At 66.9% G+C, this 18,169-nt stretch carries 14 protein-coding genes; 7 read left to right on the top strand and 7 right to left on the bottom strand.

What is annotated here, in order from left to right; translation table 11 throughout:
• Positions 1–13: 13 nt before the first annotated feature.
• Both Q0982_RS10195 and Q0982_RS10190 read right to left on the bottom strand, forming a co-directional pair.
• Entirely contained in the window at positions 14–1,150 is a 1,137-nt protein-coding gene (locus Q0982_RS10195) for an alpha-D-ribose 1-methylphosphonate 5-triphosphate diphosphatase (protein ID WP_299394957.1), read from the bottom strand.
• A 215-nt stretch (positions 1,151–1,365) separates the two neighbouring features.
• Entirely contained in the window at positions 1,366–1,917 is a 552-nt protein-coding gene (locus Q0982_RS10190; protein WP_299394954.1) for a DUF2269 family protein, read from the bottom strand.
• Positions 1,918–2,317: 400 nt separating this feature from the next.
• Between Q0982_RS10190 and Q0982_RS10185 the strand changes: the two genes are divergently transcribed.
• Positions 2,318–3,523: a multidrug effflux MFS transporter gene (locus Q0982_RS10185; protein WP_299394952.1), complete on the top strand. Its 1,206-nt coding sequence runs from the start codon at positions 2,318–2,320 to the stop codon at positions 3,521–3,523.
• Positions 3,524–3,551: 28 nt separating this feature from the next.
• Here the strand turns inward: Q0982_RS10185 and Q0982_RS10180 are convergent, their stop codons facing one another.
• Positions 3,552–4,265, bottom strand: coding sequence for a DNA helicase (locus Q0982_RS10180; RefSeq protein ID WP_299394949.1), 714 nt, complete (start codon positions 4,263–4,265; stop codon positions 3,552–3,554).
• A 341-nt stretch (positions 4,266–4,606) separates the two neighbouring features.
• Between Q0982_RS10180 and Q0982_RS10175 the strand changes: the two genes are divergently transcribed.
• Both Q0982_RS10175 and Q0982_RS10170 read left to right on the top strand, forming a co-directional pair.
• On the top strand, positions 4,607–5,905 hold the full coding sequence (locus Q0982_RS10175) for an FAD-binding oxidoreductase (RefSeq protein WP_299394946.1): 1,299 nt from the start codon (positions 4,607–4,609) through the stop codon (positions 5,903–5,905).
• A gap of 109 nt (positions 5,906–6,014) precedes the next feature.
• Positions 6,015–7,280: an alanine--glyoxylate aminotransferase family protein gene (locus Q0982_RS10170; protein WP_299394945.1), complete on the top strand. Its 1,266-nt coding sequence runs from the start codon at positions 6,015–6,017 to the stop codon at positions 7,278–7,280.
• 41 nt (positions 7,281–7,321) lie between these two features.
• Here Q0982_RS10170 and Q0982_RS10165 read toward each other — a convergent pair whose 3' ends face one another.
• The 3 genes from Q0982_RS10165 to Q0982_RS10155 form a co-directional block, all read right to left on the bottom strand.
• Positions 7,322–10,021: a Mur ligase family protein gene (locus Q0982_RS10165; protein WP_299394942.1), complete on the bottom strand. Its 2,700-nt coding sequence runs from the start codon at positions 10,019–10,021 to the stop codon at positions 7,322–7,324.
• A gap of 136 nt (positions 10,022–10,157) precedes the next feature.
• Positions 10,158–12,845 carry a cyanophycin synthetase gene (gene cphA, locus Q0982_RS10160; protein ID WP_299394936.1) on the bottom strand — a complete coding sequence of 896 codons (2,688 nt, stop codon included), beginning with the start codon at positions 12,843–12,845 and terminating at the stop codon, positions 10,158–10,160.
• Positions 12,846–12,947: 102 nt separating this feature from the next.
• Positions 12,948–13,346: a GFA family protein gene (locus Q0982_RS10155; protein ID WP_299394933.1), complete on the bottom strand. Its 399-nt coding sequence runs from the start codon at positions 13,344–13,346 to the stop codon at positions 12,948–12,950.
• A gap of 187 nt (positions 13,347–13,533) precedes the next feature.
• Between Q0982_RS10155 and Q0982_RS10150 the strand changes: the two genes are divergently transcribed.
• The 4 genes from Q0982_RS10150 to Q0982_RS10135 all read left to right on the top strand — a co-directional run bounded on the left by Q0982_RS10150 (position 13,534) and on the right by Q0982_RS10135 (position 17,058).
• Positions 13,534–14,340: a DUF1194 domain-containing protein gene (locus Q0982_RS10150; RefSeq protein ID WP_299394932.1), complete on the top strand. Its 807-nt coding sequence runs from the start codon at positions 13,534–13,536 to the stop codon at positions 14,338–14,340.
• Between the two features lie 21 nt (positions 14,341–14,361).
• A complete protein-coding gene (locus tag Q0982_RS10145; protein ID WP_299394930.1) occupies positions 14,362–15,126 on the top strand; it encodes an SDR family NAD(P)-dependent oxidoreductase in 765 nt (254 codons plus the stop codon).
• A 38-nt stretch (positions 15,127–15,164) separates the two neighbouring features.
• Positions 15,165–16,178: an adenosine deaminase gene (locus Q0982_RS10140; RefSeq protein ID WP_322096997.1), complete on the top strand. Its 1,014-nt coding sequence runs from the start codon at positions 15,165–15,167 to the stop codon at positions 16,176–16,178.
• A 247-nt stretch (positions 16,179–16,425) separates the two neighbouring features.
• Positions 16,426–17,058 (top strand): MarC family protein, encoded by a 633-nt coding sequence (locus Q0982_RS10135; protein ID WP_299394925.1) that lies wholly within the window; start codon positions 16,426–16,428, stop codon positions 17,056–17,058.
• 272 nt (positions 17,059–17,330) lie between these two features.
• On the opposite strand, the gene Q0982_RS10130 is transcribed toward Q0982_RS10135, so the two are convergent.
• Positions 17,331–18,080 carry a type 1 glutamine amidotransferase domain-containing protein gene (locus tag Q0982_RS10130; protein ID WP_299394924.1) on the bottom strand — a complete coding sequence of 250 codons (750 nt, stop codon included), beginning with the start codon at positions 18,078–18,080 and terminating at the stop codon, positions 17,331–17,333.
• Between the last annotated feature and the right edge of the window lie 89 nt (positions 18,081–18,169).

Genomic DNA, 18,169 nt, shown 5'->3' with positions numbered 1-18,169 from the left:
CGCGGACAGCGCGTCACCGGCCGAGACTGATCACCTGGCCGCCGGCAATGGTGTGGACGAGGCGCCAGGGACCGGAGCCATCGATGACGACGACATCGGCGCGGTGGCCGGCGTCGAGGGTTCCACGGTCCTGCAATCCCATGGCCGCCGCCGGGTTGCGGGAGACAAGGCTCCAGGCGTCCTTCAAGGGCAGCACGCCGCGGTCGACGAGGCGTTCGGCGGCGTGCAGCAGGCTGGGATAGTAGTAATCGGAGGCCAGTACGCTGCAGAGTCCGTCGCGGATCGCATCCTCGGCTGACAGCGCACCGGTATGGCTGCCGCCGCGAATGACGTTGGGGCCACCCAGGATGACGTGTTCCCCATTGGTGATGGCGTCTGCCGCCACCTCGGGCGCCAGCGGAAACTCGCAGACCGTCATGCCGAGACCGCGGTGGACGGTCCGCTCGCCGCGGGAGCGCTCGTCATGAGACAGCATGACGGCGCCGTGCCGGCCTGCCAGGTCCGCCACCTTGCGGATCTTGGCCGGAACCTCCGGCGCCCGCTGACCGACACTGTCGACCTCGGCCAGGTACTCTTCCACGGTGACGCCGGCGCGCTGTGCCCACTGGCCGAGCTTCTGGTGGTTGCCGGCTTTCACCTTTTCCATGGTCGCCGTCGTGTGGTCGTTGAAGGCGACCGCCGGCGTCGGCTGCTGGGCGAGCCAGGCGGCGACGTCGTCGATGGCGTCGTGGGCGAAGGTCTCCCAGCGCAACTGGACACGGTGATCCGCCGTCAGGCGCGGACGCAGAGCCTGGAGCCCTTCCATGAAGCGGCGTCCGGCGTCCAGGCTGCGCGCGCCCGGCTCCCAGGAAACCGTCAGGCCGTGGAAAGCGGTGACGATCCCGTTGGCAAGCAGTTGGCGGTCGACCGAGGCCATGGCGATCGGGAAAGCGATGTCGACGCCCGGGCGCGGATGCAGTTCGAGTTCGAAGGCGTCGCCGTGGACGTCGACAATGCCGGGCAACACCCAGTATCCGCGGCAATCGATGCGCAGCGGATCGGCGGCCGGCGAGTCCGCGATCCGGTCGTCGGCAATGTGCAGGTCGGCGACCTCGAAACGACCTTGGGACGTCAGCACCTGCCCCCCCGAAAGGCTAACTGCCGTGCTCATGGTCTTCCCCGCAAGATGTCACAGAAGTGCAACGTCCGCCGCCTCCTGGCGGCGCGCCCCGGGGGTATATCCCAGCCTTAAGTGGAAGGGAAGCGTCCGGCTCGGGCAGGCCTCCATCGTCGAACGGCTTGGGTCTGCTCTGGTTCTTGGGCGTAGAGCGGATTCAGGTGTTCAGACTCAGATACGAAAGTGTTTTCGTCCAAACACCATCCGCCTTAAGCCGCCGGACGGCTGCGCCCGCTGTCTGCGTGAGCGGCATAAACGTCTGGCGCCGCCTTGGGCTTCGCCTCGGTCTGCGAGCGCGGCATGAACCGCGGACGCCAGACTCCCAGGACGACATTGGCGACCGAGAGCGCCATGACAACACCAAGGGCCAGCCATTCCTGGGCAAGTGCTGCGTCAAGAACCTCCGGTGCGGACTCACCGCTTGCGATCTTTCGGGAGACGACAGCGGCGTAGTCGGCCTTCGCGCCGATTACCGTCAGCACGCCCTTTAACATGAAGATGCCCATCGCCGCCTTGACCAGGGCCCATCCCTTGTTCAGGAACGGATGGTGTGTGGCCATGGAAACCAGGCCGGAGACCAGCGCAATGGCCACTGAGGGCAGCAGAACGTAGGTGCCGATCGCCGCAATCGACTGCCGCAGATCCGCGTAGGCGGCAGGCGTGTCCTGCGGCGCCATGGCGAGCAGGATCATGTAGCAGCCGAGCCCGCCGATCAGCCCGCAGGCGGCCAGCGAGTGAAGGACCTTCAAAACCTTACGCATGCCCAGCGCCTCGCTTTCTGTGCCTTTGGCCTATCGAGCGGTTCTGGTTTCGCGATCCGTCCAGGCCGCTGAGGTGTCAGTCTAACCGACAATGCGCTTCGGGCGAAAATCGGCATTGCGGGCGAAGCTGGCTTTCGCTGGGTCGGCTCCTTCCGGGTGCTGTCATTGACAAGTAAGGTTATGAGCCATAGCGTTCGACCGGTCCGGGGCGCTCGAGCGATCCGGGCGCAGCCGCCATCCAGACAGAGAACCATCGTGATCAGCACCAACACCAGCTTCAGCTCTGACATCGTAGCGAGGCGAAGGCGCGGGAAGCGGTAACCGCTTCCGGATCACGACGTGACGCGCCCCCGACCGGTTCGGGGGCTTTTTTGTTTCTGTATTTCAAAAGGTTGCAAAGATGGCCCCCGCTGACCGAACGCCGCCCAGGATGCTGACGCTGATTCTGCTGACCGGCGTCTCGATCCTCTCGCTCAACATGTTCGTTCCCTCGCTCGTCAACATTGCCGCCGATCTTGACGCCGATTACACCCTGGTCAGCCTCGCGATTGCGGGCTATCTGGCGGTGACGGCGGTCCTGCAGATCGTGATCGGGCCGCTGTCGGACCGCTACGGCCGCCGGCCCGTGTTGCTTTGGGCGATCGCTCTCTTCGCGCTGGCGTCGCTGGGGTGCCTGATGGCGGAGGACGTCTGGGTGTTCCTGTTCTTCAGGCTGCTTCAGGCTGCCATCGTCGCCGGCGGTGCGCTGTCGCGCGTGGTCGTGCGGGACATGGTCCCCCCGAAAGAGGCGGCCGGCATGCTCGGCACCATTGCCATGGCCATGGCGGTGGCGCCGATGCTGGGGCCGATGGTGGGCGGCGCGCTCGACGAGCTCTTCGGCTGGCGCTCCAGCTTTCTCGCCTTCGCCCTGATGGGGGTCGCCCTCTTCGGCCTGACCTGGGTCGATCTGGGGGAGACCAACGCATCGCCTTCGCAGACCTTCGGCGCCCAGATCCGCTCCTACCCGCTTCTGCTGCGGTCCGGGCGTTTCTGGGGTTACGCCGGCTGTATGGCGTTTTCAACCGGCGCCTTCTTTGCCTTCATTGCCGGCGCGCCTCTGGTTGCCACCGCTCTGTTCCAGGTCTCGCCCGGCATGCTGGGCCTTTACGTCGGGTCCATCACCGGCGGGTTCGTTCTCGGCAGCTTTGCCGCGGCCCGCCTCGCCAAGGGTTTCGAACTTGAGACGATGATGCTGGCGGGGCGCATCGTCGCCTGTTCCGGCCTGGCCGCCGGGCTGCTGCTCTTTTCCGGCGGGGTGGTGCACGAGCTTGCCCTCTTCGGCGCCACCGTCTTCGTCGGTATCGGCAACGGCATCACGATGCCCAGCAGCAACGTCGGCGCGATGTCGGTTCGCACCGACCTGGCGGGCACCGCCTCCGGCCTCGCCGGGGCTCTGACCATGGGGGCCGGCGCCCTTCTGACTTGGACGGCAGGTATCGTCGTCACCGAGCAGAGCGGCGCGATGGCGCTGCTGGGGCTGATGTTCGCAACTTCGTTCCTGGGCCTGCTCTGCGCCTGGTGGGCCCATGGCCTTGCCCGGCAGAAGCGTACCCGCGAAGTGTTGTGAAACGGCCTCTTGCCCTGATCGGCCGCCCTCAGGCAACGGCCTCCAGCCGCACCGCACCGTCGTGAAGGAAACAGGACTTGGTGAAAAGCCCGAGATCGAGCGGATTGGGCAGGCGTACGTCCGAGAGATCGGGCAGCGCCTTCGCCTGGAGATCGAAGCGGCGGTCGATCTGGGAGATCATCACCAGGATCGATCCGCTGGCCCGCGCGAAGGCGCTCAGCGCTGTCATCTGTGCGCCGAGCTCGGGGTTGCAGCGCCGCTGGTCGAGAAGCTGGAGATAGTCGACCACGGCCAGGCCGCCACGCGGCGCCCCGCCCAGGCATGCGGTGATGTGATCGGCGCGGATGTCGTCGGAGGTGTCGAGGACGAAAGAGCCTCCGAGGCTTTTCGGATCGGTCCCGATGCTTCGAAGGTGCTGCAGGACGTCCCCCTCGCTCCAGTCGAGGGTGAAGAAGAACCCCGGGCGCCCGGCCCTGGCCGCCTCCACCGCGAGTGCCAATCCCAGCAGTGTTTTTCCCTGGCCGGGGCGCGCGGCCAGAAGCATCAGGTCGCCCGGTTTCAGCTCCGCCAGGATGGTGCTGGCCGTCGACCGCTCAGAGAAGCGGGCGGCCAGGTGGCTCCAACTCCGGAAGCCTTCGTCGCCTGCGATCCGGTCCAAGGCTGCGTGCAGCGGCAGCCCGGCTTCGCGCGCCAGCAGCCTGGCCTGTCGTTTCAGTCTGAAGATGGGAGCAGACAGTCTCATGCGATACCCTCCTGATACGAGCGGTCTCCGCAGTCCCTCCATTGTGCGCAGGCTCGAACGGATTGGGGTCCATGAGGTCGTCGCCCTGCATGTCGAATGCTTTCCCGGTGGGAGGGGGGAGGCAGGGGCGCTGCCAACCCAGCCAGGGTAAGAGCGGCGGCCCCGAAACTCAAGGGGCGGCGTGCTTGCCGCGGGCCTTGGCAGGCGCCCAGGCCCTTGGCAGGTGCCCAGGCCGACGGCTAGTGTCGGCAGGATCAGCGACTGCGAAGGATCCGGCTGCTGCCCTGGTCCCCAGTTCCGGCAACGCCGGGCTCCGGTAACAACACGCAAGAGGCCATTTGGTGACGCCTGCCTTCGCCCAGTCCCCCGAGCGCCCGCTGCCGAAGCGGGCCAGTGTCGTTGTGATCGGTGGCGGCGTTGCCGGCGTGACTGCGGCGCTCGCACTGGCTGAGTGGGGTGTGCCGGTGGTGCTCTGCGAGAAGGGGCGCATCGCCGGCGAGCAGTCGTCGCGCAACTGGGGCTGGATCCGCAAGCAGGGCCGCGACCTGCGCGAACTGCCGCTGATGATCGAAAGCCAGCAGCTCTGGCACCGGATCGGTGCACGGCTTGAGACCGACATCGGGTTGCGCGGCGGCGGTTCCACCTACCTTGCGGAGAACGAGGAGGCGCTTGCCCGTCACGCGGCCTGGCTGGAGCAGGCCGAGGATTTTCAGCTCGATACGCGCGTGCTGAGCCGCGCGGACGTAGACGCACTGCTGGGTCAGTCCGACGCGCCTTTCGTCGGCGGCCTGCACACGCCCAGCGACATCTACGCGGAGCCCATACTCGCGGTCCCGGCCATGGCGCGGCTGGCGGCGGATGCCGGTGCCGAAATCTTCGAGGGTACGGCCGTGCGCACCTTGGAGACCGCCGGCGGCCGGATCGCCGCGGTGGTGACCGAGCACGGCGCCATCGCCTGCGAGGCCGTCGTGCTGGCCGGCGGCGTGTGGTCGCGACCGTTTCTGGAGAACCTGGGTCTTGCCCTGCCGCAGCTTGCCGTGCAGTCCTCGGCGCAGCGCACGACGCCGGCCCCGCTGATTTCCGACAGCACCCTGGGGGCCAAAGGAGCCGCGCTGCGCCGCCGCCTGGACGGCGGCTATACCGTGGCACGGGCCGGGGCCGCGCGCTTAGACATCGTTCCCGCCGCCATCGCGCACTTCCGCGCTTTCACGCCGATCCTGAAGGCCTGTCTGCGCATCCTGAAGCTGCGCCTGGGGCGGGCCTATTTCGGCCCGCTCGGCCGGCACCGCTGGCAGGGCGACCAGGTGACTCCCTTCGAGGCGGTCCGCGTCTTCGATCCGGCGCCGGACCACCGGCTTCTCGACGACGTCCTGCAGGCCGCGAAGAGACTCTACCCGCAGCTTGCCGAGGTGAAGCCAGTGGAGCGCTGGGGCGGCATGATCGATGTCATGCCCGACGAGATCCCGGTCATCGGCCCGGCCCCGTCGCTGCCGGGGCTGGTGGTCGCGACCGGGCTTTCCGGCCACGGCTTCGGGCTCGGTCCCGGGGTCGGCCATCTGGCGGCACAGCTGGCCACGGGCCGCCCGACCCTTGTCGATCCGGCCCCCTTCCGCTACGAGCGCTTTACCGGCACGGCGTGACCGCGCGGCCATCGCGGGATCCGGGCCGCCTGCGACGGGCTTGCCCCTCTGCCGCAGGGCGCTTAGGCTCCCTTCCGCCGCTGCCACCGCAAAGACGAGATTTCGCGCGATGACTCTGCGACATGGACGGGAATTCCTGGCGATTCCGGGCCCCACGACGGTGCCGGACGAGGTCCTTCAGGCCATGCACCGCCCGGCGATCGAGATCTATGCCGGCGCCCTGCTGGATACGACCTATAGCTGCCTGGACGACCTGCGCCGCGTCTTCAAGACCGAGGGGCGGACCTATATCTATGCCGCCAATGGCCATGGCGCCTGGGAAGCGGCCCTCAGCAACACGCTCTCGCGCGGCGACCGCGTGCTGGTCCTGGGCTCCGGCCTCTTCGCGCCGGCCTGGGGCGAAATGGCCGCCTCCCAGGGCATCGTCGTCGAGGAGATGCCGGCGAGCTACCGCCACCCGGTCGATCCCGCCGCCCTGGAGGAACGGCTGCGGGCCGATACGGCGGGCGAGATCAAGGCGGTCCTGGTGGTCCAGGTGGACACCGCCTCCAGCATCGTCAACGACATTCCGGCAGTCCGCCGGGCGATCGATGCGGCCGGCCACGGGGCGCTCTTCATGGTCGATGCCATCGCCTCGCTCGCCACCATGCCCTTCGACATGGATGGCTGGGGGATCGACGTCGGCGTGACCGGCTCTCAGAAAGGGCTGATGACGCCGCCGGGGCTGAGTTTCGTGGCCGCCGGCAAGCGGGCGCTCGCCGCCCACGAGACCGCCGATCTGCGCACCTTCTACTGGGACTGGACCCAGCGCGAGGGGCCGCGCCACTACAACAAGTACTGCGGTACGCCGCCGGAGCATCTGCTGTTCGGCCTGCGAAAGGCGCTCGACCTGCTGTTCGCCGAAGGGCTGCCGGCGGTCTTCGAGCGGCACCGTATCCTCGCCGAAGCGACACGGCGTGCGGTTGCGGTTTGGGCGGAGGGCGGCGCGCTCAGCTTCAACGTTCTGGTTCCGGAGGCGCGGGCGAACTCGGTGACCACCGTCCGCCTGGAAGGGCATGACCCGGCACCGCTGCTGCGCTATGCGGAGGAGGTCTGTGGCGTAGTGCTCGGCATCGGCATCGGCGACCTCACCAATAAGGCCTTCCGCATCGCCCATATGGGCCATGTCAACGCGCCGATGATGCTGGGCACCCTGGGCGTGGTGGAAACCAGTCTGGCGGCCCTCGGCATTCCCCACGGCAAGGGTGGCGTCCAGGCTGCCATCGACTGTTTCGTCGAGGCGGCGCCGGCTTCCGGTGGAACAGACTCCGCCGCCGGTGGCAGCCCCGCCGCGGCACGGGCCGCTGCCCCGGCCGTCAACGCGCCGGGGGAGTAGGTACCGGGGGAGTAGGTACCGGGGGAGTAGGCGCCGGGGTTTTACTCCGCCGAGCTGCTATCTTCGGCAGCGTGGTGAACGATCCGGTTCCAGCACCATTCTGACTCGGTGGAGAAGATCACCAGGAGGTCGCCCTCCTCCGCCATGTCGAGGGCGCGGGTGACCGCTGTTTGCTCGTCGTCGATGATCTCCAGCCGCTGAGCACCGATGCCCCGGTTCTTGAGCGATGCGGCAAGGCGAAGGGGAATCTCTTCGGGCGGAAAGCCGCGCGCGGCCGTATGAGCCTCGCTGTAGCTTCCGTCGCGCGAGCAGATGAAGAAATCGAATTTATCGGCCACGACCGCGGATACCTCCGCGATGTGTTCAGCGTGGCGGTTCCCGGCGTTTGCGAGAACGCAGATGCGGCGTCCGGTCACCTCCAGGCCGCGAACGGCGCTGCAGACGGCGTCTACGCCATGGGGGTTGTGCGCATAGTCGAGCACGACCTTGAAGGGATGGCCGTCGAAAACGTTGAGCCGCCCCGGGTTGTGCTCGGGATCGTTCCGGAAACCCTTCAAGGCCTTCGTGATGCTCGCGGCGGAGAGCCCGAGCCCATGGGCAAGGCCGGCCGCGAACATGGCATTTTGAATGTTGTACACCGCGGCTCCTCCCAGGCTCGCGGGGATCTCGAGCCCCGTGAGCAGCGGGGTTTGCGTTCCCGCATGGTGGATCACGATCATCGGGCCTTTGGGGCTCGGTTCCAACGTTATGGCGAGCCCGCCTCTGGCGAGGTGGTCGCGGAGTCCTTCTCCCAGAGGTGCCATCGAGACCAGACCGAGCTGCTGTGGATCTTTCAGGCCAGCCAGCGCCCGGCAGCGCGCATCGTCGGCGTTCAGAAGAGCGAGCTTGCGCGCGGCCTCGGCGACGCGGCCCTTCAGCGCGGCCATTTCGTCGAGGCTGTTGATGCCATCCTGGCCGAGATGATCCGATGCGATGTTCATGACCGCCCCGACGTCGCAGCAGTCGGCGGCAAATCCGGTACGCGCCAACCCGCCGCGCGCGGTCTCCAGGACCGCGGCCTCGACGGAGGGATCTCGCAGCAGGACCTTGGCGCCGGCAAGGCCGGCAAGATCGCCTTTGAGAACTGGGTCGCCGTTGATGTAGACGCCGCTGGTGGTGACCAGGCCCACGACATTGACGCCGATGTCGCTGCCACCGACCCTCAGGATATGGGCCAGCATGCGCGACGTGGTGGTCTTGCCATTCGTTCCGGTGATCGCTGCGATGGGAATGCGGCCGTTGCGGACTTTCGGGAACAGCAGATCGATGATCGGGCCGACGACATCCGGGGCATTTTCGTCCACCAGGTGGGCGCGCAGGCCGGGGGAGGCGTTGACCTCGCAGATCGCCCCTTGAACCTCGCGGTGGGGCCGGGAGATGTCGGGCGTGATGAAGTCGATTCCAGCAACGTCCAGTTCCAGTGTCCGGGCCGTTCGCTCGAGCATCCTGCGGTTTGATGGATGCACCTTCTCGGTGACATCGACCGCTGAGCCGCCGGTCGCGATATTGGCCGTGCCGCGCAGGTAGACGACTTCCTTGTCTGGTGGGACGCTGTCCCGGCTATGGCCTTGGCGGGCAAGGACCTGGTCAGCCTGTTCATCGAGTTCGATGAGGTTCAAGACGCGGCTGAACCCGGTTCCGCGCCTTGGGTCCTTGTTCGTTTCGGCAACCAACTCGGCAATGGTACTGCTTCCGTTGCCGGTTACCATCGCCGGAATGCGTTTGGCGGCCGCGACCATCCGGCCGCCGACGACGAGGACCCGGTGGTCGTCTCCGGCGATGTGCTTTTCCACTAGGACGTAGCGGCTATGCTCGTGGGCATGAGCAAAGGCTGCGCGGATTGCCTCATCGGTTTCCGGCTGCAGCGTGACTCCCAGGCCTTTCTTGGCGTTATGGGGTTTGACGACCACGGGGAAGCCGAGGTGCCGTGCGGCCTCCAGCGCGGCGTCTGCGGTATCGACAATGGCCTGCCGCGGGACGGGCAGGTAAACCTCGGCGAGCAGGCTGTTGGTGGCCGCCTTGTCGTTCTGCAACATGGCGCCGATGTGCGGTGTCGCCGTTGTTATGGTCTCGCAGATACGCCGTGCATGACAGCCCTGTCCCATCTGCACCACCCGCATTCCCCGGTGGACGACAAACCAGGGGATATCGCGCTGCTCTGCCTTGGCAATCAGAGCACGGGCCGTCTGGTCGAGGCCCAGCCGCTTGCGCTGGCGGCGAAAATCCTCGATGACCGCTTCAGCAGAGGCGGCCCATGAAAGGCCGAGCTCAGTTCTGATCTTCTGGGGCAGGAGTGCCAGGGCAAGTGTGATCGCAGTCCGCCCGGACAGCAGCCCGATCTCCGGGTCGCGGTAGCGGAAGAAAACATTCGCAAAGCGCCCGTCCTTGCTCTGCCTGAACATCGCAGCCTGGACGGTATCGCCCTCCAGGCGCTGCAGTTCGGTGGCGATGCGGGCGATCACATAGCCGAGCGGCAGGGGAGGCGTGGCACGAAGGTGTTCGGCCAGCGCTCCGGGTTCGTTTCCCCGGCCGGGGTGCTCGTAAAGGCCGGGAAGAAGCTCAAGCAGCCGCTCCGTACAGGCGCTGTCGTCGGCTTGGCCCGGCCAGTGCAGGGGCTGTTCCTGTGTCCAGCGCAGATGGACGCCTGGAACCGGCGCGACGATGTTCGGTCCGACGTAGGCGCTTGTTTTTAAGACCTTCATGTCCGAGAAGCCCTGCGCCGACCCCAGACCTTCGGTGTGCCTGTCCGGTCGATTCCTGCCCGGTCGATTCCTGCCCGGCCGATTCCTGCCCGGCCGACTCCTGTCCGGCCAATGCCTGCGTGGAAGATGCTCAACCTCAGTCCTTGGCCTGAAAGCCGAGGATACGCTCCCAGGCCCATTCTCTGTTGTTCAGCAGCAGCACGAGGAGGTCCCCTTCCCGTGACATGTTGAGACCTCTGTCGACGGCCTCGTTGTCGTCGTCGAGGGTTACGATCCGGCTTGCATCGACACCGTTTTCCATCAAGGCAGCGGCCAGACGATGTGGGATCTCCTCTCCAGGGAAACCCCGGATGCTCTGGCGTTCTTCGCTGACACGCTTGTTTCGCGTGCAGATGAAGGAATCGAACCGCTGCGCGACGAGTTCGCAGACTTCGCCTATGTGTTCCCCCTGGCGATGTCCTGTGCTGCCCAGCATGCAGATCCGCCGGCCGTCCACCTTCATCCGTTGAACCATATCGCAGATCACCCTGACGCAGTCGGGATTGTGGGCGAAGTCCATGACCACCTTGAAGGGGTGTCCGTCGAAGACGTTGAGGCGGCCCGGGTTCCTGTCGAACGAACTTTCAAAGCTTGAGAGCGCCTCGCCGATGCGCGCGCAGGGGATGCCCAGTCCATAGGCCAGGGCCGCTGCCGCCTGCGCATTGAGAACGTTGTGGCGTGCGGCGCCCTCCAGGGTCGCCGGGATGTGGCTGACGGGTGCGATCTCTTCGGTCCCGCCGCGATGATGCAGGACAATGACCTGGTCGTCCGGATCTCCAGCGAGGCTGACGGCCAGGCCGCCTCTGGACAGGTGTTCGCGCTGCTCGGCGGTGAGTTCGGCAGCGGAAAACAGGCAAACCTGCTCAGGTTCCTTCTGTGCGGACATGGCAAGGCATCGCGGGTCCTCGGCGTTCAGAACCGCCAGTCGGCGCGCCGCCTCGATCACCCGGCCCTTGACCAAAGCCATTTCGTCCAGGCTTCTGATGCCATCGAGGCCGATGTGGTCGGTCGCCACGTTCATGAAGGCCGCAACATCACAGTAATCGAAGGCGAGCCCGGTCTTGACGATGCCGCCTCTGGCAGTCTCAAGCACGGCGGCTTCCACGCTCGGATCGCGCAGCAGGACCCGCGCGCCGGTCCCGCCGGCAAAGTCGCCCTTGCTGACCAGTTGATCATCGATGTGAACGCCGTCGGTGGTGACCAGACCGACTGTCTTGACCCCGATCGCGTCTCCGGCGCAGCGGAGGATATGGGCCAACATGCGTGACGTGGTCGTCTTGCCGTTGGTGCCGGTTATGGCGGCGATGGGAATGCGCCCGTTGTCTTTCTCAGGAAACAGCATGTCGACGATGGGGCCGACAACGTCGCGCGGCGGCCCTTCGGCGATTTGATGGGGGCGCAGGCCGGGAGAGGCGTTGATTTCGCAGATGGCGCCGCCGACCTCGCGGTAGGAGCGTGAGATATCCGGCGATAGGAAATCGACCCCGGCAATGTCGGCCCCCGTTATGCGCACAGCCCGCTCCAGCATCCAGCGGTTTTCCGGATGGACCGCGTCGGTCACATCGATTGCCGTGCCTCCGGTCGAGATGTTGGCGGTTTCGCGCAGCAGCACGCGCTCATCCTTCTTTGGAACGCTCTCGCGCGAATGCCCCTGTTTGCTCAGGAGGGCATCGCTCTGCGCATCCAACTCGATGCGGTTCATCAGGCGGCTGAATCCGACGCCGCGGCGCGGGTCCTTGTTTACCTCGGCGACCAGTTCCGCAACTGTGCTCTGGCCGTCGCCGGTCACGGCTGCGGGCAGGCGCCTGGCGGCGGCAAGCATGCGGCCGCCGACAATCAGCACCCGATGATCGGCGCCTGCAATATGGTTCTCAATGATGACCTGTGCGCTGTATCGCCGCGCAAGTGCGAAGGCAGCACGCACCGCGTCGTCATCTGAAACCATAAGGGAGATGCCGCGCCCCTTTCCGGAATCCAGCGGTTTCACGGCCACCGGAAAGCCGACCTTACGGGCTGCATTTACCGCTGCGTCCGGATCGCTGACCCTGGCCTGTTTGGGAACCGGGAAATGAAGGCCGGCGAGCAGCCGGTTTGTCGTCGACTTGTCCGCCTGAATCCAAGTCGTGATGGCCGGCGTCGCGCCGGTAACGGTTTCCCGGATCCGGCGCAGCTTGCAGCCCTGACCCAGTTGCACGATGCGGCGCGGCCGGTCGAGGACGAACCATGGGATATCACGCCGCCGGGCCTCACGGATCAAAGCCAGTGCCGTCTGGTCGAGCGCCGCTGCCCCTGCCCATCGCCTGAAGGAAGCCAGGGCTTCCTTGGCGTTGATGTTCGGAGGAAAGTCGTTGCGCGGCCGCAGCCGCGCTGGCAACTGAGCGAGGACCAGCAGCACGGCGACCTTCCCCGCCTGCACTGCGATGTCGGCGTCTTCGTACAGAAAGAAGGCGTCCTGAAGCGCGCCTTCGGCGCGGCGGGTAACGCCGGCCAGGCCCACCGAATCGGCGCCGTCGCGCAGCAGCTCAGTGGCGACGCGCGCGACGACATAGCCCAGCGGCAGATCCGAACCGCCGCGCAGTTCCGCGATGAAGCCACGCGGCTGGTTCGACTTGCCCGGGTGCACCTCCAGGCCCGGCAGCAGGGCGATCAGGCCGTCGGAAATCCCCGGGCTTCCTTCGTCGCCGGGCCAGCTCTGCGTTCCTTCGACCTGGAGCGCCAGATGCACCAGAGGAAACGCGGCGATGAGGTTGGGGCCGGAGTAGGCGCTGGCTTTCAGGATTTTCATGGGTCAACGCGTCCCAGTGTCGGCGGGCGCCGCGAAGCATAGCTAGGGCCTTGGCGCCGGGCCAAGCGCGAATCGCTGCAGATGAGTGAGGGACCTCTGTCTTTAGCTGCCGCTGCCCTCGTTTTTCGGAAGATCGTCCTGCAGGTGCACCCAGGGCAGGCGCTCGGACCAGAAGACGTGAAACTCGGGCGCAAAGTCCCGGGGGTCCTCCAGGGTGGCGGCGTAGAAGTGCGTTTCCTCCGGCCAGCGCTCGCTTTCGTAGGCGATCGGGGTTCCGCAGGTCGGGCAGAACAGGCGCCGCACACCGGGAGAAGAGCGGTAGACCGCGGGCTCGGCCCCGGTAAAGCGGCAAGCCGTTCGGTCGACCCCGAAAAACGTGGTGAAGGGCGAGGCTGTGCTGCGCCGGCAGGATTCGCAATGGCAATGCCCGCGCCAGTTCTCCGGCCCGTCATATTCATAGCTGACTGCCCCGCAAAGACAGTGTCCACGCTTCGTTGACATCTGCGCCCTCCGTCGTGCTTCAGCAAGAGCTTATCTCCGCGCGGCGCGGCTGTCAGCGAGGACTGCACGACAGACCCGCTATCGCCGGCCGGCATCAAAAGCTATGCTCGCTGCGCAGCGGCACCCCCCTGCGCCGATGACACTGCGCCGACACAACTGCGCCGACAACATTGCGAGGATGCGGATCATGCCTTTTCCGGCCCGGCCCCCGATGCAGGCCCTTGGAGTCCTTGGCGTTCTTCTCGCAAGCCTGGCCCTGGCGATGTCGCCTCCGCTGCAGGCGGCCGAGCGCGTCGACCTGGAGCTGGTTCTGCTGGCCGATGCCTCCGGCTCCATCGACGACGACGAGATTTTCTTTCAGCGTCAGGGCTACGCCGAGGCGATCACCGACCCCGACATCCTGGCGGCCATCGGCCTGGGGCACGACGGCAAGATCGCCGTCACCTATGTGGAATGGGGCAATGCCAGTTCCCAGGAGGTGGTGGTGCCCTGGACCATCATCGATGGCGAGGCTTCTGCCGCTGCCTTCGCGCAGCAATTGCTGGAAAAGCCGCGCCAGGCCTTCGGGCGCAATGCCATCGGCTCGGCCATCGCCGCCGGCCTGGCGCTGATCGAGAACAACGATATCGACGGCTTCCGCAAGATCATCGATTTCTCCGGCGACAGCGCCAACAACTGGGGCGGGCTGCCGGTCCAGGCGGCGCGCGACGCCGCCCTGGCCGCCGATGTCTCGATCAACGGCCTGGCGATCCTCTGCCGGCCCTGCGCCAGCGGGCGGCCGGTCAGCTACGACCTGGAGCAGGCCTTCCGGGAGGACATCATCGTCGGCCCGGCGGCTTTCGTCGTCACCGTCGACGGCAACCAGAGCTTTGCCGAGGCGGTGCGCAAAAAACTCCTGCTCGAAGTCGCCGGCGTCCCCGACGAGCAGACCTTCCGCTTGCGCCTGGCTGCCGCCCGCAGCAGCCAACCAGGCCCCGATGTGTCGCCGCAGTAGCGCGCAGGCGGGATATCCGGCATGAAGGCTTTCGACCTTTCGCAAAAGGTGGCCTTGGTTACCGGCGGAAACGGCGGGATCGGTCTGGGCATCGCCCGGGGCCTGGCCAAGGCGGGGGCGGCGGTGGCCGTCGCCGGCCGCAACAGGCAGAAGCTGTCCGCCGCCACGGCAGAACTGGAGGGCCTGGGCGCCACGGCCTTGGCCGTCGCTTGCGATGTGACCGACGCGGCGGCGGTCGCGGCCATGGTGGAAGAGACTCAGGCCCGGCTCGGCGGGCCCGACATCCTGGTGAACAACGCCGGCACCAACATCCGCAAGCGCCCGGAGGATCTGGCGGCGGCGGAGTGGCAGCAGGTGATGGACGCCAACCTCACCAGTGCCTTCCTCTGCGCCAAGGCCTGCTATCCCATCATGAAGCAAGCCGGCGGCGGCAAGATCCTGAACAATGGCTCCATGCTGTCGATCTTCGGGGCACCCTGGAGCCCTGCCTACGGTGCCAGCAAGGGCGGTCTGGTTCAGCTCACCCGGTCTCTGGCCGCAGCCTGGGCGGCGGATAACATCCAGGTGAACTGTATCCTGCCGGGCTGGATCGATACCGACCTGACGCGCCGGGCGCGCCGCGAAGTGGACGGCCTGAACGACCACGTCCTGAAGCGCACCCCGGCCGCGCGCTGGGGGCGGCCGGAGGACTTCGAGGGGCTGGCGGCGTTTTTTGCCGGGCCCGCCAGCGACTTCGTCACCGGCGCCGCCTTGCCGGTCGACGGGGGCTTCTCCATTTCGCTATAAACGCCCACCGCAAAAAAGGACGCCGCGCCCAAGAGGATCTGCTTTCCGTGACCGATTTCATCGCTTCCCTGCCCAAGGCCGAACTGCACATTCATATCGAGGGCTCGCTGGAGCCGGAGATGATGTTCGCCCTGGCCCAGCGCAACGGCGTCTCGCTGCCCTACGACTCTGTGGAGGCGATCAGGGCCGCCTACAGTTTCTCCAATCTGCAGGACTTCCTGGACCTCTACTACCAGGGTATGTCAGTGCTGCGGGAGGAGCAGGACTTCTACGATCTCACGCGGGCCTACCTCAGCCGGGTTGCGGCCGATGGGGTGAAACACGTGGAGGTCTTTTTCGACCCCCAGGCCCATACGGCGCGCGGGGTCGCTTTCGAGACTGTCCTCGACGGCATCCACCGGGCCCTTGCCGACGGGGAGCGGCAGCTCGGCATCACCGCGAAGCTCATTCTCTGCTTTCTGCGCCACCTGCCGGCGGAAGATGCCCTGGTGACCCTGGAGCAGGCCATGGACCACCGCGACCGCATCGTCGGCGTCGGCCTTGATTCCTCGGAGAACGGCTATCCGCCGGAGCTTTTCGTCGAGGTCTTCGCCAAGGCGCGGGCCGCCGGGTTCCGCGCGGTCGCCCACGCCGGCGAAGAGGGGCCGCCCGCCTACGTGCGCGGCGCGCTGGAGGCGCTGCAGGTCGACCGCATCGACCACGGCAACCGGGCGCTGGAGGACGAGGCACTGGTCGCGGAGCTGGCCGAACGGCAGATGCCGCTGACCGTCTGCCCGCTTTCCAACCTGCGGCTCTGCGGCGTGACCGACATGAAGAAGCACCCCCTGAAGACCATGCTGGACAAGGGGCTCTTCGTCACGCTGAACTCCGACGACCCCTCCTACTTCGGCGGCTATGTGAACGACAACTACCGCGCGGTGCAGCAGGCGCTCGGCCTCAGCGATGCAGTGCTGGCCGAGATCGCCCGCAACTCCTTCGCAGCCTCCTTCCTGGACGACGAGGCCAAGGCCGCGCGCATCGCCGAGGTCGATGCCTACGTGAACGGCGGGTGAAAGACGATACGATCGGCGAACCCTGTAAGGCCAGCATGGCGACCGGCATCCCCGGACGCGCGGCTGCGGGCGCATCACCGAGGTCCCTGTGACGGACCTGCGCCCGCGGGGCCAGTCGATGCGGGCCGCGGTGCGGTGTCCGAAGATGGTCAGTTTCGCTGCATTGTATCTTTGAGCCGAGCCCTTAGGCTGTATCCCCAACGCAGGCACTCAACCGGCGGAATCTTTGGGTAAAGGAACGCAGGCGATGATGACCGAGGCGGCGCTGACGAGCTTTCTGGCGGCGCTCTTTTCGATGATGAACCCCATCGGCAACCTCGGCGTCTTTGCCAGCATGATCGCCGAGCGCAGCGCGGCCCAGGCGCGGTCCACCGCCTGGGCCTGCGCCTGCGCCGTGGCGGTCACGCTGCTGATCGTGGTCTGGAGCGGGTCATTCCTGCTCGATCTCTTCGGAATCACCGTCGACACCCTGCGCGCCGCCGGCGGCGTCATCGTGCTGCTGATCGGCCTTCATATGCTCTCCAACAGCAACAGCCACCGCCACACTCCGACGGAGCGCGAGGACGCGGCCGGGCGGGGCTCGGTCGCCGTCGTGCCGCTGGCCATTCCCATCGTCGCCGGGCCCGGCACCATGGCCACCGTCCTGGTCGCCGCTCAGCAGAACCCCACGGTCCTCGACAAGACCGAGGTTTCGGCTGCCATCGTGGCGCTTTCGGCCCTCACCGGCCTCTTGTTCAGCTTTGCCGGGCCGATTGCCCGAAAGCTAGGCGAGTCCGGCATGGGGGTGGTCACGCGGGTCATGGGCATGGTCCTGGCTGCCATCGCCATGGGTATGTTGGGTGAGGGCCTGAAGGGCATGTTCCCTGGACTGGCCGGCTAGGATCGGCTGGTTGCAACCGGCTGGTCCGGGTCGCCTGGTGACAGCAATCGCGGCTGGGCCTGACGGTCTGGACCGCCAACGAGCGCGCCGTCGCGCCTTACGAGGGCCTGGGCTTCGAGGTCGAGGGAACGCTTAGGGCCTACGCCTACCGCCGCGGCGCATGCATCGATGCCCATGTCATGGCCCGGCTGACCGGCGCGGCGGCCTGCTGACGGGTTGCTCCCCGGCGCGCGCCGCGGCCGGGGAGCACAAGGAGAGGCCGCAACTTGCGGTCACGCGGCGCTCTTGTCGCCGCTCTTGTCGTGCTTCTCGCTGGCCGTATCGGCCAGGGCTTCGATCAGCAGGGCGGCAACCCGTTCGGAGGATCGCGGGTTCTGCCCGGTGATCAGCCGCCCGTCGCGCACCGCGTAGCTCTGGAAGTTCTCCGGGTTGCCCTCGAACCTGGCGCCCAGCGCGCGCAGCTCGGTCTCCAGCAGGTAAGGCACAACGTCGGTCAGGCCGACGGCCTCTTCCTCGGCATCGGTGAAGCTGTTGACGCGCTTGCCGCTGACCAGCGGCGTGCCGTCGGAAAGCGTAGCGCCGACCAGCCCGGCCGGGCCGTGGCAGACGGCACCGACTACGGCGCCGTTCTCGTAGGCGCGGGCGACGGCTGTGCCCACTGCGGGGCTCTGGCCGGTGTCCCACATCACGCCGTGGCCGCCGGGCAGGAAGACCGCGCCATAGGCGGTCGGATCGACATCGGCGACGGCGTGGCTGTGCTCCAGCGCTGCCATGGCGGCGGCATCGTCCAGGAAGCGCTGGACGGCGGCGGGACGGCCCTCCTCGGCGGCCGAGCCCGGATCGGCCGGCGGATTGCCGCCCTTTACGCTGGCGATATCCACCGCATAGCCGGCGTCGCGCAGGGCCCAGTAGGGGGTCGCCAGCTCTTCCCAGTAAAACCCGGTCGGCTCCCCGGTTTCGCCTTTCACGCCGTGGGAGGTGAGGATGACGAGGGCGCGCTTGCTGCTGTCTTTGGTGCTCATGTTTTTGGCTCCTGTGGTTGAGGTTCGCTGACCCAAAGGTGGCCCCGTCACTTCATCAGGAGAAGCAAAGTCTCTTGCGGTCAGTCATA

The organism is Pelagibius sp., from assembly GCF_028281305.1.
Taxonomy (GTDB): Bacteria; Pseudomonadota; Alphaproteobacteria; order Kiloniellales; family Kiloniellaceae; genus Pelagibius.
This window is presented reverse-complemented; position numbering and strand designations above follow the sequence as displayed.

Coding starts and splice junctions, on each gene's coding strand:
- Q0982_RS10195 (WP_299394957.1), bottom strand. CDS start 1,150: ATGAGCACGGCAGTTAGCCTTTCGGGGGGGCAGGTGCTGACGTCCCAA.
- Q0982_RS10190 (WP_299394954.1), bottom strand. CDS start 1,917: ATGCGTAAGGTTTTGAAGGTCCTTCACTCGCTGGCCGCCTGCGGGCTG.
- Q0982_RS10185 (WP_299394952.1), top strand. CDS start 2,318: ATGGCCCCCGCTGACCGAACGCCGCCCAGGATGCTGACGCTGATTCTG.
- Q0982_RS10180 (WP_299394949.1), bottom strand. CDS start 4,265: ATGAGACTGTCTGCTCCCATCTTCAGACTGAAACGACAGGCCAGGCTG.
- Q0982_RS10170 (WP_299394945.1), top strand. CDS start 6,015: ATGACTCTGCGACATGGACGGGAATTCCTGGCGATTCCGGGCCCCACG.
- Q0982_RS10165 (WP_299394942.1), bottom strand. CDS start 10,021: ATGAAGGTCTTAAAAACAAGCGCCTACGTCGGACCGAACATCGTCGCG.
- cphA (WP_299394936.1), bottom strand. CDS start 12,845: ATGAAAATCCTGAAAGCCAGCGCCTACTCCGGCCCCAACCTCATCGCC.
- Q0982_RS10155 (WP_299394933.1), bottom strand. CDS start 13,346: ATGTCAACGAAGCGTGGACACTGTCTTTGCGGGGCAGTCAGCTATGAA.
- Q0982_RS10150 (WP_299394932.1), top strand. CDS start 13,534: ATGCCTTTTCCGGCCCGGCCCCCGATGCAGGCCCTTGGAGTCCTTGGC.
- Q0982_RS10145 (WP_299394930.1), top strand. CDS start 14,362: ATGAAGGCTTTCGACCTTTCGCAAAAGGTGGCCTTGGTTACCGGCGGA.
- Q0982_RS10135 (WP_299394925.1), top strand. CDS start 16,426: ATGATGACCGAGGCGGCGCTGACGAGCTTTCTGGCGGCGCTCTTTTCG.
- Q0982_RS10130 (WP_299394924.1), bottom strand. CDS start 18,080: ATGAGCACCAAAGACAGCAGCAAGCGCGCCCTCGTCATCCTCACCTCC.